Annotated in this window: 15 protein-coding genes; 8 read left to right on the plus strand and 7 right to left on the minus strand. The window is 73.4% G+C overall.

All coding sequences use genetic code 11. The annotated features are described in order from the left end of the window. The first annotated feature begins 11 nt into the window (after positions 1 to 11). From ACN269_RS22510 to ACN269_RS22535, 6 genes are all read left to right on the plus strand, one after another. On the plus strand, positions 12 to 950 hold the full coding sequence (locus ACN269_RS22510) for a hypothetical protein (RefSeq protein ID WP_421474275.1): 939 nt from the start codon (positions 12 to 14) through the stop codon (positions 948 to 950). Positions 951 to 962: 12 nt separating this feature from the next. Beyond that, complete coding sequence (locus ACN269_RS22515; protein ID WP_421474276.1) at positions 963 to 3,212, plus strand: heavy metal translocating P-type ATPase; 2,250 nt, start codon at positions 963 to 965, stop codon at positions 3,210 to 3,212. A gap of 74 nt (positions 3,213 to 3,286) precedes the next feature. Next, on the plus strand, positions 3,287 to 3,460 hold the full coding sequence (locus ACN269_RS22520; RefSeq protein WP_278150219.1) for a CsbD family protein: 174 nt from the start codon (positions 3,287 to 3,289) through the stop codon (positions 3,458 to 3,460). A 162-nt stretch (positions 3,461 to 3,622) separates the two neighbouring features. Further along, complete coding sequence (locus ACN269_RS22525) at positions 3,623 to 3,970, plus strand: ArsR/SmtB family transcription factor (protein WP_421474277.1); 348 nt, start codon at positions 3,623 to 3,625, stop codon at positions 3,968 to 3,970. Then, complete coding sequence (locus tag ACN269_RS22530) at positions 3,967 to 4,236, plus strand: hypothetical protein (protein ID WP_421474278.1); 270 nt, start codon at positions 3,967 to 3,969, stop codon at positions 4,234 to 4,236. Before ACN269_RS22525 ends, ACN269_RS22530 begins: the two co-directional genes overlap by 4 nt. Next, positions 4,236 to 5,705, plus strand: coding sequence for an alpha/beta hydrolase (locus ACN269_RS22535; protein ID WP_421474279.1), 1,470 nt, complete (start codon positions 4,236 to 4,238; stop codon positions 5,703 to 5,705). Before ACN269_RS22530 ends, ACN269_RS22535 begins: the two co-directional genes overlap by 1 nt. Positions 5,706 to 5,724: 19 nt before the next feature. Here ACN269_RS22535 and ACN269_RS22540 read toward each other — a convergent pair whose 3' ends face one another. From ACN269_RS22540 to ACN269_RS22570, 7 genes are all read right to left on the minus strand, one after another. Continuing rightward, a complete protein-coding gene (locus tag ACN269_RS22540) occupies positions 5,725 to 6,978 on the minus strand; it encodes an RNA polymerase sigma factor (protein WP_421474280.1) in 1,254 nt (417 codons plus the stop codon). Beyond that, complete coding sequence (locus ACN269_RS22545; protein WP_421476493.1) at positions 6,975 to 7,331, minus strand: YciI family protein; 357 nt, start codon at positions 7,329 to 7,331, stop codon at positions 6,975 to 6,977. The genes ACN269_RS22540 and ACN269_RS22545 overlap by 4 nt, the downstream gene beginning before the upstream one ends. Positions 7,332 to 7,478: 147 nt before the next feature. After that, a complete protein-coding gene (locus ACN269_RS22550) occupies positions 7,479 to 8,723 on the minus strand; it encodes a DUF2786 domain-containing protein (RefSeq protein WP_421474281.1) in 1,245 nt (414 codons plus the stop codon). Positions 8,724 to 8,852: 129 nt separating this feature from the next. Next, entirely contained in the window at positions 8,853 to 9,131 is a 279-nt protein-coding gene (locus tag ACN269_RS22555) for a hypothetical protein (RefSeq protein WP_421474282.1), read from the minus strand. Positions 9,132 to 9,200: 69 nt separating this feature from the next. Beyond that, complete coding sequence (locus ACN269_RS22560) at positions 9,201 to 10,349, minus strand: CaiB/BaiF CoA transferase family protein (RefSeq protein ID WP_421474283.1); 1,149 nt, start codon at positions 10,347 to 10,349, stop codon at positions 9,201 to 9,203. Continuing rightward, positions 10,339 to 11,499: an acyl-CoA dehydrogenase family protein gene (locus tag ACN269_RS22565; protein WP_421474284.1), complete on the minus strand. Its 1,161-nt coding sequence runs from the start codon at positions 11,497 to 11,499 to the stop codon at positions 10,339 to 10,341. The genes ACN269_RS22560 and ACN269_RS22565 overlap by 11 nt, the downstream gene beginning before the upstream one ends. Positions 11,500 to 11,696: 197 nt before the next feature. Next, a complete protein-coding gene (locus tag ACN269_RS22570) occupies positions 11,697 to 11,915 on the minus strand; it encodes a helix-turn-helix transcriptional regulator (RefSeq protein ID WP_341870175.1) in 219 nt (72 codons plus the stop codon). Positions 11,916 to 12,095: 180 nt separating this feature from the next. Between ACN269_RS22570 and ACN269_RS22575 the strand changes: the two genes are divergently transcribed. After that, positions 12,096 to 12,323, plus strand: a complete 228-nt coding sequence (locus ACN269_RS22575) for a hypothetical protein (RefSeq protein ID WP_421474285.1) — start codon at positions 12,096 to 12,098, stop codon at positions 12,321 to 12,323. 113 nt (positions 12,324 to 12,436) lie between these two features. Continuing rightward, complete coding sequence (locus ACN269_RS22580) at positions 12,437 to 13,090, plus strand: TetR/AcrR family transcriptional regulator (RefSeq protein ID WP_421474286.1); 654 nt, start codon at positions 12,437 to 12,439, stop codon at positions 13,088 to 13,090. The last annotated feature ends 4 nt before the right edge of the window (positions 13,091 to 13,094 follow it).

Below are 13,094 nucleotides of genomic sequence, written 5' to 3' on the forward strand. Positions count from 1 at the left end.
GAGGGCCCGGCATGACCACGGTGACCAGGCTGGGCGCGTTCGCCCTCGGTCTCGCGGCGGTCTTCGGTGCGGCGTACGGGGTCGGTCGGGTGGTCGATCCGGCCGACCCGGTCGCGCAGAGCCGGCCGGACGTCGTCCGCACCCCGGGCCCCGCCACGAGCGACGAGGCGGCCGACCTCGTCCCCGGTGGGCTGCTCGTCTCCGACCGGGGCTACACCCTCCAACCGGTCACCGCGCCGCCGGGCGAGTTCGCCTTCCGGATCGACGGGCCGGACGGCCAGCCGGTCACCAGGTACGACGTCGCGCACGACAAGCGGATGCACCTGATAGTCGCCCGACGGGACCTGTCCGGCTTCCGGCACGTGCACCCCGATCTGGCCCCGGACGGCACCTGGCGGGTCGCCACCCCGCTTGCCGGTGCCGGGCAGTGGCGGGCGTTCGCCGACTTCACCCCGACCGGCGGCGAGCCGTTGACCCTCGGCGTGGACGTGGCCGTCCCCGGCGAGCTGACCGAGCGGGCGCTGCCCGCCCCGGCGACCAGCACCACGGTCGACGGTTACACGGTCACCCTGACCGGTACGCCGCAGCCGGGCCGCACGTCGGCGCTCACCCTGACCGTGAGCCGGGGCGGGCAGCCGGTCACCGACCTGGAGCCCTACCTGGGTGCGTACGGGCACCTGGTGGCGCTGCGTCGGGGTGACCTGGCGTACCTGCACGTGCACCCGGACGGCACGCCCGGCGACGGACGCACCCCGCCCGGCCCCGCCGTCACCTTCCACGCCGAGGTGCCCTCGGCCGGCACCTACCGGCTCTACCTCGACTTCCGGCACGGCGGGCGGGTGCACACCGCCGAGTTCACGATCGTGGCGGGCGCTGCCCCGGCCGCGGCGGGCGAGCCGACACCGACCGGGAGCGCCGACCACGGCACCCCCGGGCATGGGCACAACTGACGGGACCGGACGATGACCACCACCAGCAGACCGCTGCCCGAGGCGCCGAACCGGATCGAACTGGCGATCGGGGGGATGACCTGCGCCGCGTGCGCCGCGCGGGTCGAGAAGAAGCTCAACCGGATGGACGGGGTGAGCGCCACCGTCAACTACGCCACCGAGAAGGCGACCGTCCGGTACGCCGACGAGGTCACCCCGGACGACCTGATCGAGACCGTCCAGAAGACCGGCTACACGGCGGCCCTGCCGACGCCGCCGACCGCGGAGGCGCAGGTAGAGGACCCGCTGCGCGGTCCGCGTACCCGGCTGTGGGTCTCGGCGATCCTGAGCGTGCCGGTGGTCCTGCTGGCCATGGTGCCACCCTGGCAGTTCGACTACTGGCAGTGGCTCTCGCTGACCCTGGCCGCCCCGGTGGTCGTCTGGGGTGGGCTGCCGTTCCACCGGGCGGCCTGGACCAACCTGCGGCACGGCGCGGCCACCATGGACACGCTGGTCTCGCTCGGCACGCTCGCCGCGTTCGGCTGGTCGCTCTGGGCGCTCTTCCTCGGTGACGCCGGCATGCCCGGGATGACGCACCCGTTCCGCTTCGCCATCACCCGCAGCGACGGGGCCGGCAACATCTACCTGGAGGCCGCCGCCGGGGTCACCGTGTTCATCCTGGCCGGTCGCTACTTCGAGGCCCGGTCCAAGCGGACCGCTGGCGCGGCCCTGCGCGCCCTTCTCGACCTCGGCGCGAAGGAGGTGGCGGTGCTGCGGGACGGGGTGGAGACCCTGGTCCCGGTGGACCGGCTCGCCATCGGTGACCGGTTCGTGGTCCGCCCCGGCGAGAAGATCGCCACCGACGGTGTCGTCGACGAGGGCACGTCCGCCGTCGACGCCAGCATGCTGACCGGCGAGTCGGTGCCGGTCGAGGTCGGTCCGGGCGACGCCGTGGTCGGCGCGACGATCAACGCGGGCGGTCGGTTGATCGTCACCGCCACCCGGGTCGGCGCGGACACCCAACTCGCCCGGATGGCCGACCTGGTCGAGCAGGCGCAGAGCGGCAAGGCGGCGGTGCAGCGGCTGGCCGACCGGATCTCCGGGGTGTTCGTGCCGATCGTCATCGCCCTGGCCGTGGGCACCCTCGGCTGGTGGCTCGGCACCGGCGCCGGCCCGACGGCCGCGTTCACCGCCGCGGTGGCCGTGCTGATCATCGCCTGCCCATGCGCCCTGGGCCTGGCCACGCCGACCGCGCTGCTGGTCGGCACCGGTCGCGGGGCCCAGCTCGGGGTGTTGATCAAGGGGCCGGATGTGCTGGAGTCGACCCGCCGGGTGGACACCGTCGTGCTGGACAAGACCGGCACCGTGACGACCGGCCGGATGACCCTGGTGGACGTGGTGCCGGCCAGTGGCGAGGACCGGGCCGAGCTGCTCCGGCTCGCCGGGGCCGTGGAGGCCGCCTCCGAGCACCCGATCGCCCGGGCCGTCGCCGTGGGCGCCGCCGAGGCGGGCGAACTGCCCCCGGTGACCGGCTTCGCCAACCTCGAAGGGCTGGGCGTGACCGGCACGGTCGACGAGCGGGTCGTGCTGCTCGGCCGGCTCCGGCTGCTGCGCGACCGCGGTGTCGACGTACCGCCGGAGGTCGAGTGGGCCGTGCGGGACGCCGAGGCCGCCGGGCGGACAGCGATCGTCGCTGGCTGGGACGGGCGGGCCCGGGGCGTGCTCGCGGTCGCCGACGTGCTCCGGCCGACGAGCAGGGCGGCCGTGGCGCGGCTGCGTGCCCTGGGGCTCACGCCGGTCCTGCTGACCGGCGACAACACCACCGTGGCCCGGGCGGTCGCCGCCGAGGTGGGCGTGGACGAGGTGATCGCCGAGGTGCTGCCGGCCGGCAAGGTCGACGTGGTCAAGCGGCTCCAGGCGCAGGGGCGGTCGGTGGCGATGGTCGGTGACGGCGTCAACGACGCCCCGGCGCTGGCCCAGGCCGACCTGGGGCTCGCCATGGGCACCGGCACCGACGTGGCGATCGAGGCGTCCGACCTGACCCTGGTCCGGGGCGACCTGGACGCCGCGGTGGACGCCATCCGGCTGTCCCGGCGCACGCTCGGCATCATCCGGGGCAACCTGTTCTGGGCGTTCGGCTACAACGTGGCGGCCCTGCCGCTGGCCGCCGCCGGGCTGCTCAACCCGATGATCGCGGGCGCGACCATGGCGTTCTCGTCGGTCTTCGTGGTGGCCAACAGTCTGCGGCTGCGTCGCTTCCGGTCGGCCGCTGCCGACCTGTGACGCACAAGATGGTTGGACCTGCGGCGACGGGGGTACCTCTGCTGTCGTAGCGACGCTTGCGATGGAGGTTGGCAATGGGATTCGACGACAAGGTCAATAACGCCACCGAGGACGCGGCCGGCAAGCTGAAGGAAGGCGCCGGTCGGGCCACCGACAACGAGCAGCTCGAGGCCGAGGGTCGCGCCGACCAGTCCACGGCCAAGCTCAAGCAGGCCGGCGAGAAGATCAAGGACGCCTTCAAGAGCTGACGTACGACGTCACCCGCACGCCGGGCCAGTGATCTCACTGGCCCGGCGTGCTGTCGTGTCCGGACCTTCTCGCGACCCTGAGATCCCCCTGATTCCGCTTCCGTGCCGCACTGCCGCGTCGCCTCACCTGCTAACTTCTGTTGGCATGTGCAAGGGCTGGTTATGAGCGCGGCTCCGCCGCCGATCGGCGACGACCTGGTCCGGGTGCTGGCCACCCTGGCCAACCCGCACCGGCTGCGGGTCGTCGCCGCGTTGGCCCGCGAGCGCGCGTACGTCAGCGGGCTGGCCCGGCAACTGGGCATCAGCCGCGCGCTGTTGCAGGTCCACCTACGGAAGCTGGCGGCGGCCGGACTGGTCACCGCCCGCATGGAGTTGTCGGAGGACGGGAAGGCCATGAACTACTACGAGGTGGAGCCGTTCGTGCTCACACTCACCCCCCAGGTCATCGCGGCGGCGGTCGAGACGCTGACCGTGCCGGAGTCGGGCGAGCAGCCGGAGGCGCGGTCATGAGCGAGCACGACTGGACCGAGGTCGTCGGCGCGTTCGGCGTGTTCGCGCTGCTGATCAGCATCTTCAGCGTGACCGTCGTGCAGTTCGCCAAGACCCGGCGGGCCCGGTACGAGGCGGACCGCGCGGACGACTACCGCAAGCTCGCCGAGACCGCCGCGCAGGCGCAGGCGGAGAACGCCCGACTGCTCACCGCGATGGACGGCCGGCTGGGCGGGATGGAGACCCGAATGGTCAATCTCGAACGCGTCCTGCGCGAGGTCGACTGATGCTGCGCGTACGCAAATCCGGAGTGGCCTGGGCGGTCGCCCTGGCCCTCACGGCCGCCGGCCTGACACCGGCGAACCCGGCCGCCGCCCGACCCGCCATCAACTGGCACCCCTGTGCCAACGGCGTGCCCGAGGAGGAACCGCCGACCGGTCCGGCCCCGGCCGAGTGCGGCAGCCTGTCGCTGCCGGTCGACTGGAACCGACCCAGGGGGGAGCATTTCGAGCTGGCGTTGGCCCGCCGGGTCGCCACCGACCCGACCGCCCGGCAGGGCACGCTGTTCTTCGGCCCCGGCGGGCCGGGCGACAGCGGGGTCGACCGAGTGGTGAACGGCATGTCCCGGTTCAGCGCCGACCTACAGCGCCGGTTCGACATCGTCAGCTTCGACCCGCGCGGCACCGGCGGCAGTCACCCGGTGCGCTGCTCCCGCGAGCTGCTCGGTCGGCAACCCCAGGTGATCGCCGACCAGGCGCAGTTCGACGCCATCCTGGCCACCAACGCGCTGCTGCGCGCCGACTGTCGGGCCCGGACCGGCGCGCTCTACGACCACGTGGACACCACGAGCGCCGCCCGTGACCTGGACGCGGTCCGCGCCGCGCTCGGCGAACGGCAGCTCACGTTCCACGGCAGCTCGTACGGCACCCTGCTGGGCGAGCGGTACGCCGAGCTGTTCCCCGAGCGGGTCCGGGCCATGGTGCTGGAAGCCGCGATGGACCACAGCCTCGACACCCGCGCCTTCCTCGACACCCAGGCCGTCGCCGCCGAGGACGCGTTCGACGAGTACCTCGACTGGTGTGCCCGATCCGTCGATTGCGCCCTGCACGGAAAGGACGTGCGGGCGATCTGGGCCGGGCTGCACGTCCGGGCCGAGGCCGGCACGCTGACCGACCCGGACCGGGCCGGCGCCCCGCTCGCACCCTTCGAGCTGAGCCGCCTCGCCCACAAGAAGCTCTACGAGACCGACCGGTGGCCGGGGCTCGCCGAGTGGATCGACAAGCTGGCCGCCGCACCGACGCCGGGCGTCACCGCGCTGGCCGACGACGCCGTGGTCCCGTACCCCTTCGCGGTCTTCTGCCAGGACTGGAGCCTGCCGGTCCGCGACTACGCCGAGTACGACGCGCACCTGCGCCGCAGCGCCCGGCTCGCGCCCGACCTGCGCTACCCACCGGCGCTGTTCGCCCTGGTCACCTGCCTGGGCACCCCCACGGTCGCCAACCCCCAGCACCGGCTGCGGGTACGCACCGACGTGCCGCTGCTGATCGCCGCCACCGTGCACGACCCGGCGAGCGGCTACGCCTGGGCCCGTGCGGTGGCCCGGCAGTTGGGTCGGCACGGGGTGCTGCTCACCTACCAGGGCTGGGGGCACGGCAGCTACTCCACCAGCCCGTGCGTGGGTCGGGCCGTCGACTCCTACCTGATCAATGCGGTCGTGCCGGCTCGCGGCACGAGCTGCCCGGCGGTCGACGTCTGACGGGCGGGCGGCGCGGCGCTCACCGCCGCGCCGCCAGCCGGGCGGCGCGCAGCTCCAGGTAGCGCTGCTCGGGCAGGCTCGTGGTGCCGCGCGCCGCCGCCAGGTACGCCTCCCGCGCGGCCGTCGGCTCGCCGGCCAGCTCCAACAGGTGCGCCCGGACCGCGGCGAGCCGGTGGTGCCCGGCGGTGCGCTCGTCGGCGTCCAACGGGGTGAGCAGGGCGAGCCCGGCCCGGGGCCCGTCCACCATGGCCACCGCGACCGCCTGGTTGAGCGTGACCAGCGGGTTCGGGGCGATCCGGCCCAGCAGCCGGTAGAGCGCGACGATCTGCGGCCAGTCCGTCTCCGCCGCCGTCGACGCCTCCGCGTGCACGGCGGCGATGGCGGCTTGGAGCTGGTACGGGCCGGGCGGCGACCAGGTCAACGCCTCGGTGACCAGGGCGATCCCCTCCGCGATGGCGGCCGCGTCCCACCGGGAACGGTCCTGCTCGGCCAGCGGCACCAGCTCCCCGTCCGGGCCCACCCGTGCCGCCCGGTGCGCGTCGGTGAGCAGCATCAGCGCCAGCAGCCCGGTCACCTCGCCGTCGTCCGGCAACAGCCCGTGCAGGATGCGGCCGAGTCGGATCGCCTCGGTGGTCAGCTCGGCCCGGTGCAGGTCCGGCCCGCTCGACGCGGTGTACCCCTCGTTGAAGATCAGGTAGAGCACCCGCAGCACCGTGCGCAGCCGCTCCTCCCGCTCGGCCGGTCCGGGCATGGCGAACCGTGCGCCGGCCGCCTCGATCCGCTGCTTGGCCCGCCGGATGCGCTGGCTCATGGTCGCCTCCGGCACCAGGTGCGCCCGAGCGATCTGCGCGGTGCCGAGACCACCCACCGCGCGTAGCGTGAGCGCCACCTGCGCCGACCCGTTCAGCGCCGGATGACAGCAGAGAAACAGCAGGGTCAGGGTGTCGTCCGCGTCCGGCACCGCCGGCTCGGCGTCGGCCGGGGCCGCCACCTGGGCGTACCCCGGCTCGCGCAGCGCCACCGTGACCTCGCGCTGGCGGCGGGCGCTCTCGCTGCGCCACTCGTCGGTGAGTCGGCGGGTTGCCACGGTGAGCAGCCAGGCACGGGGGTTGTCCGGTACGCCCTGCGCGGGCCACTGCGTCGCGGCGGCCAGCAGCGCCTCCTGGACCGCGTCCTCGCACCTGTCGAACTGGCCGTGCCGGCGCACCAGCAGGCCGAGGACCTGCGGCGCGAGGGTGCGCAGCAGGTCCTCGACCGTCCGGTCGTCGGTCACATCTCCGTCCCGGCCTCGTCCATGATCGGGCGGACCTCCATCGCGCCGCCGAAGCGTACGTCCGGCCAGCGGGCGGCGATCTCGGCGGCCCGCTGCGGGCTGTCGCACTCCACGGCCAGGTAGCCGGCGAACTGCTCCTTGCTCTCCATGAACGGCCCGTCGACGATCTCGGGGTGACCGCCCGCGAGTCGGACCGTCTGGGTCTGCGACGGGTCGGCCAGCGCCTGGCCGCCGATCAGCTCGCCGCTCTCGGTCAGCTCCTTCATGATCTCGTCGACCTCGCCGAACAGGGCGGTGCGGTCCTGTTCGGTCAGCTCCTCGGTGAAGCCGGGCCGGTTCCAGATCAGCAACATGTACTTCACGGGGATGCTCCTCGGTTCCTGGTCGCGCCCCGGCCGGGGTGCGACTCACGGGAGGGTCGGAGCCGTCACCCCGTTCCCTACCGCGTACCGAAGAAAATCGCAGAAACCTCTGCCGGTGGCGTTCCCACGCCGCTCGGATCAGGGTCGGCCCGGCACCTGCCGAGGCTTGGAACCGCCGCCGACGTCCAGGGACGCCCGGTCGGCGGCCGAGGTGCCGGACGACCAGCCCTCGGCGTCGCGCACGCTGAGCCGGTGCCGGGTCACGCCGGGGAACAGCGTCTCCAGCCGCTCGCGGACCGCCTCGCCCCGCTCGGCGAGCACCGGCAACAGTCGGTCCGCTCCGGCCTCCGTCTGGCCCGCCGCCTCGGTGGCCGCGTCGGTGGCCGCGCGCAGCCGCTCACCGATGCGCAGGGCGAACGCGTTCAGGAAGGACTCGTCCCAGACCTTCGTCCGGCGGCCCGATCCCGGCCGCCGCTCGGCACGCCCGCGCAGCATCGCGGCCGTCGCCTGCACCAGCAGCGACGTGTAGAGCAGCTCCACCGCCACGAGGTCGGCCGGCCACCCCAGCACGGTGGTGAAGCCGAGGTCGTCGGACCAGATCGCCTCGCACCGGTTCGCGGCCGCCACCTCCTGCACGAGCAGCGCCTTCGCCCCGGCGTACGGGGTCTCGACACCCAGGCGTACCCCGCTCGGCAGGTCACCCCGCTCCGTACCGGCGGCCAGCAGCGCCTCGTCGATGCTGTGCCGGGCGATCAGCTCCTGCGCCTTGGCGGTCAACGCCTCCGCCTCGGCCGGGAAGGTGGTCGACTCCGCCTTGGCCAGCAGCGCGCGTACCCGGTCCAGCATCGGCGAGCCACTGCGGGCCGTACCGGCGGCGCGGGCGAGCACCGTTGGGGTCGAGCCCGGCGGCGGGCGCAGCACCGCGATCGGGGGCAGGCTCTCCACCAGCGCGAGCACGTCGACGGCCACGCGCAGCGCGTCCACCCGGTCCAGCCCCTCCGCGCGGGTCCAGGCGGCCACCAGGTCCTGGCCATCGCCTCGGCCCTCGGCGGTCAGCGCGCGGAGCTGGTCGTCCCACCAGGCGGGGACCGGCTCGGCCTGCTCGCGTCGCTGCGCGGCCAGCGCGTCGCGGACCAGTCGGGCCGCGCCGGCATCGAGCCGACGCAGAACGATCCGGTGTACGTCCACCGGCTGCCAGCCGCGCGGCCAGAGTCGTCCAAGGTCGCGGACCAGCCGCCGCGCCAGGGCGGCGTCCACCGCCGTCGCGCCGTCCGCCGTCCCGGTGCCGACCATCAGCCGGTCGAGCTGCCGTTCGGCCTGGCGTACGTCGGTGCCGCGCACCGCCGCCAGCGCGTCGGCGACCAGGTCCTCCGCGTCCAACACCGGCACCCCCTCGGCCAGGGCGACCCACGCTGACCCGCCCCCACCATGATCATGCCGCCCCGCCCCCTTCGTGGCGTGATCGAGAGGTTCGCGTCACGGCGCCGCCGTTCTCTGACGCGAACCTCTTGATCAACCTTGGGGCGGGGTGGAGGCCAGGGCGGCGGACAGCCGGCGGAGGAACGCGCGGATGTCGTCCTCGCTGTGGTGCGTCTCGGCCTGGTCGTTGAGCGGGCCCGGGTAGCGCAGCGCCTGATCCAGCGCGTCCCGCGTCCCGGCCCGGTCGCCCGGGTAGTGCCCGGCGGCCACCCCGTCGGCGACCCGGGTCACCACCGCCTCGTCGAGCGCGCTGTCGAACTGGACCGCGTACAGGATCCCGTTGACGTGGCCCTTCCAACTGTCCGTACCCATGCGCTGACTCCCCCCGGACCGTCGGTGCCCGACCGTATCAACGCGACCCCCGTACGGCTGCCCCGCCGGCTACCGCCACGCGGTCAGGATCGCCTCGACCGGCGACACGTCCCGCTCCGGGTCGGGCGCCGGAAGCGGCGGGCCCGTCGGCGTACGGTCGAAGCGCGGCGCCGGTGCCGGTTGCACCTCGCCGTCCACCTCGACGAACGTCCCCCGCGCCGCGTTGTGCGGGTGCCGGTACGCGTCACCGGGGGCGAGCACCGGGACCACGCAGGCATCCCGGTCGGCGAAGATCGCCGTCCACTCGTCCCGCGTCCGCTCGGCGAACCGCTCGGTGAGCCGTCTGCGCAGCTCGTCCCAGCCGCTCGGGTCGTACTGGTGGGGCAGGTCCGCGTCAGCGAGGCCGAGACCCGTCAGCAGTTCGCCGTAGAAGGCCGGTTCCAGCGCCCCGACCGCCATGAAGCCGCCGTCGGCCGTGGCGTACGTGTCGTAGAAGGGCGCTCCACCGTCGAGCAGGTTCCGCCCCCGCGGGGCCGACCACAGGCCGGTGCCGAGCAGCCCGTGCAGGAACGAGGTGAGCAGCGCCGAACCGTCGACCATGGCCGCGTCGACGACCTGGCCGAGGCCCGAGCGTTCCCGTTCGAGCAGCGCGGCCAACACGCCCACGGCCAGCAGCATGCCGCCACCGGCGAAGTCGCCGATCAGGTTCAACGGCGCGTGCGGCCGCTCACCGGCCCGGCCCAGCGGTTCCAACGCTCCGGCGACCGCGATGTAGTCGATGTCGTGGCCGGCCCGGGCGGCCAGCGGGCCGTCCTGGCCCCAGCCGGTCATCCGCGCGTACACCAGGCGGGGGTTGCGGTCCCGGCAGACGTCCGGGCCGAAGCCGAGCCGCTCGGCGACCCCCGGCCGGTACGCCTCGACCAGCACGTCCGCCCGCTCGACGAGGCGCAGCAGGTCCGCCACACCGGCCGGGGACTTCAGGTCCAGCGCGGTGACCCGCCGGCCGCGCTGCAACGGTCCTCCGCTCGGCGCGGCTAGCCGGCCGGCCCCCGGGCCACCCGGCCGGTCGACGCGCACCACGTCCGCACCGAGATCGGCGAGCACCATGCAGCCGAACGGCGCCGGCGCGAGACTGGCCAGCTCGACCACCCGTACGCCGGCCAGCGGTCCGCCCCGCGACGATCCGTCCGTGCCGCGCGTGGACGCCTCAGAGGGCACGGGCGATCAGCTCCTTCATGATCTCGTTGGTGCCGCCGTAGATCTTCTGTACCCGAGCGTCGGCGTACATGCGGGCGATCGGGTACTCCGTCGTGTAGCCGTAGCCGCCGAAGACCTGGAGGCACCGGTCGACGACCTCGCACTGCCCGTCGGTGAGCCACGACTTGGCCATCGCCGCGGTCGCCAGGTCCAGGTCACCACGCGTGTGCCGGACGACGCAGTCGTCCAGGAAGACCCGACTGACCCGGGTACGCGTCGCACACTCCGCGAGCACCATCCGGGTGTTCTGGTGGCCCATCAGCGGCTTGCCGAAGGCGGTGCGCTCCTTGGCGTACGCGACGGTCAGCGCGAGCGCCCGTTCCATGGCCGCCACCGCGCCGACGCCGATGACCAGGCGCTCCTGCGGAAGCTGCTGCATCATCTGGACGAAGCCCAGCCCTTCGACGCCGCCGAGCAGGTTGGCCGCCGGCACCCGGAACTCGTCGAAGAACAGCTCGGCCGTGTCGTTGCCGTGCAGCCCGATCTTGGACAGCAGCCGGCCGCGACGGAACCCCTCGGGGTCGCCGCCCACCTCGCAGACCAGCAGGGAGATGCCGGCCGCCCGCTGCTCGGGGTCGGTCTTCACTGCCACGATGACCAGGTCGGCCAAGCCGCCGTTGGTGATGAACGTCTTCGCGCCGCTGACCAGGTAGTCGTCGCCGTCGCGGACCGCCCGCGTCCGCATCGCCTGAAGGTCCGAGCCGCCGTCCGGCTCGGTCATCGCGATCGCACCCACCAGCTCACCGCTGCACAGGCCGGGCAGCCACCGTCGCTTCTGCTTCTCGCTGCCGTACGCCACGAGGTAGCCGGTGACGATCCCACTGTGTACGGCGAGTCCGAGGCTGCCCTCCCCGGCGTACGTCTGCTCGTGCAGCACGACGGCCTCGTGGGTGAAGTCGCCGCCCCCGCCGCCGTACTCCTCGGGCACGGACAGGCCGAGCAGCCCCAGCTCACCGGCGCGTCGGTAGTGCTCGCGGTCCGGGTGCCCCTGTGCGGACAGGCGTTCGGTGTGCGGCAGCACCTCCTTCGTAAAGAAGGTGCGGGCCAGCTCGGCGAGGTCGTCGTGTTCGGGCCGCCGCCAGGGTGAGGGTGAGCCATCGGGCGTGGGCATGGCACCACCCTCGCGCCCTGTTGGCAGCATGTCAACAAGCCGTCGACGCCTTGATCGACTCCGCTTCCGGGAAGTCGGGCCATCCGTCCGAGCGGGACACCCCGCCTTGCAGGACGTCGAGTCGATCAAGCGGCCCGGGCGCGAGCGATCGGATACGCCCAGCTCGGCGATCTCGTGTGGATCACGTCGGGCAGGTGCTACTCGGCCTCGTCGCCGTCGGTGGGGCGCGGCGGGCGGTGCTCGGCGATCCACGCCTCCACGTCAGCCCGCAGCCAGACCTTCATGCCGCGAAGCTCCTGGTAGGGCTTCGGGAAGCTCGGCCGCATGGCGATCTGCTGAAACCTGCTCCGGGACACGTTGAGCCGTTGACCGATCTCATACGGCCCCATCAGCTCGCCCGGACCCTTGTCGCCCACACCTGGACACTAGGCACGTTCGCGTATCCCCGATCAGCCCTCCCCGAAAGGGGGTCTCCATATTGACAGGGGCGTTCGATGGGGCGAGAGTGGTCGTCAGAGGCGGCCTGCGGCGGATGGGCCAGGTGGGTGCGGTTCGCGAGGGGTGGGCGTGGTAATCAGGCGAGGGAGTTGGCGTGGTTGCGGGAGCGGGTCGGGGGACTGGAGACGGCGTTGCACTGCGCGCGGCGGGAGCTGTTCGACCTGCGGTGTCGGCTGGCGTTGATCGGCCGGGTGGTGCAGGACGTCGACCGGGTGCAGCGCGCCCCGGGGGTCGCGGTCGGTGCGATCAACGCGGCGCTCTACTCCGAGACGTCCAACCTGCGGCACCTCGGCCGACACCTGGTCCGCCGTCGACGGCTCCGATGATCACTTGATCCTCACGAGTTGTCAGAGCGCTCGCGGAACTGCTGAGCAGCAAACGATCACGGAACGGAACGGATCGAGACGAGGGTGGTGGTGCTGCCGCTAGGGTCGGGCAGATGAGTGTCGAGACCGCTCCTCGCCGTCGCCGGTTGGAGCCGGACGCCCGGCGCGGCCAGATCCTGGCCTGTGCGGTACGGCTGTTCGGCGAACAGCCGTACGCCGACGTGTCGACCACCGACGTGGCCCGGGAGGCGGGCGTCGCACGGGGCCTGGTCAACCACTACTTCGGCACCAAGAAGGACCTCTACCTGGAGGTCGTCCGGGTCATGGTGACCATCCCGGAGGTCGCCCTCGAACGGCTGCCGAAGGGTGATCTGCGGACCCGGGTCGACGCCAGCGTCTCGTGGTTCCTCGACGTGGTGTCCCGGCACAGCACGTCCTGGCTGGCGGCGGTCACCGCGCGGGGAATGGGCGGCGACGCCGACGTGGAGCGGGTGCTGGCCGAGGCCGAGGAGGTCGCCGCGGACCGGATGCTGGTCGCCGTCGGGCTGGCCGACGAGGCGGAGCACCGCGAGGAGTTGCGGGGGATGGTCCGGGCGTACGGCGGACTGGCCACGTCGACGGCCCGGGAATGGCTCCAGCGGGGAGCGCTGACCCGTGCCCAGGTCCACCTGCTGCTCACCACCACGCTGCTGACCATCGTCGAGCAGGTCATCCCGCAGGTCATCGCCGCCGAGGCGCCCGCGCACCCGGTCGACCCCCGCGCCTAGTCAG

The organism is Micromonospora sp. WMMD736, from assembly GCF_049179015.1.
Classification (GTDB): Bacteria; Actinomycetota; Actinomycetes; order Mycobacteriales; family Micromonosporaceae; genus Micromonospora.

Coding starts and splice junctions, on each gene's coding strand:
- ACN269_RS22510 (WP_421474275.1), top strand. CDS start 12: ATGACCACGGTGACCAGGCTGGGCGCGTTCGCCCTCGGTCTCGCGGCG.
- ACN269_RS22515 (WP_421474276.1), top strand. CDS start 963: ATGACCACCACCAGCAGACCGCTGCCCGAGGCGCCGAACCGGATCGAA.
- ACN269_RS22520 (WP_278150219.1), top strand. CDS start 3,287: ATGGGATTCGACGACAAGGTCAATAACGCCACCGAGGACGCGGCCGGC.
- ACN269_RS22525 (WP_421474277.1), top strand. CDS start 3,623: ATGAGCGCGGCTCCGCCGCCGATCGGCGACGACCTGGTCCGGGTGCTG.
- ACN269_RS22530 (WP_421474278.1), top strand. CDS start 3,967: ATGAGCGAGCACGACTGGACCGAGGTCGTCGGCGCGTTCGGCGTGTTC.
- ACN269_RS22535 (WP_421474279.1), top strand. CDS start 4,236: ATGCTGCGCGTACGCAAATCCGGAGTGGCCTGGGCGGTCGCCCTGGCC.
- ACN269_RS22545 (WP_421476493.1), bottom strand. CDS start 7,331: ATGTTGCTGATCTGGAACCGGCCCGGCTTCACCGAGGAGCTGACCGAA.
- ACN269_RS22555 (WP_421474282.1), bottom strand. CDS start 9,131: ATGGGTACGGACAGTTGGAAGGGCCACGTCAACGGGATCCTGTACGCG.
- ACN269_RS22565 (WP_421474284.1), bottom strand. CDS start 11,499: ATGCCCACGCCCGATGGCTCACCCTCACCCTGGCGGCGGCCCGAACAC.
- ACN269_RS22580 (WP_421474286.1), top strand. CDS start 12,437: ATGAGTGTCGAGACCGCTCCTCGCCGTCGCCGGTTGGAGCCGGACGCC.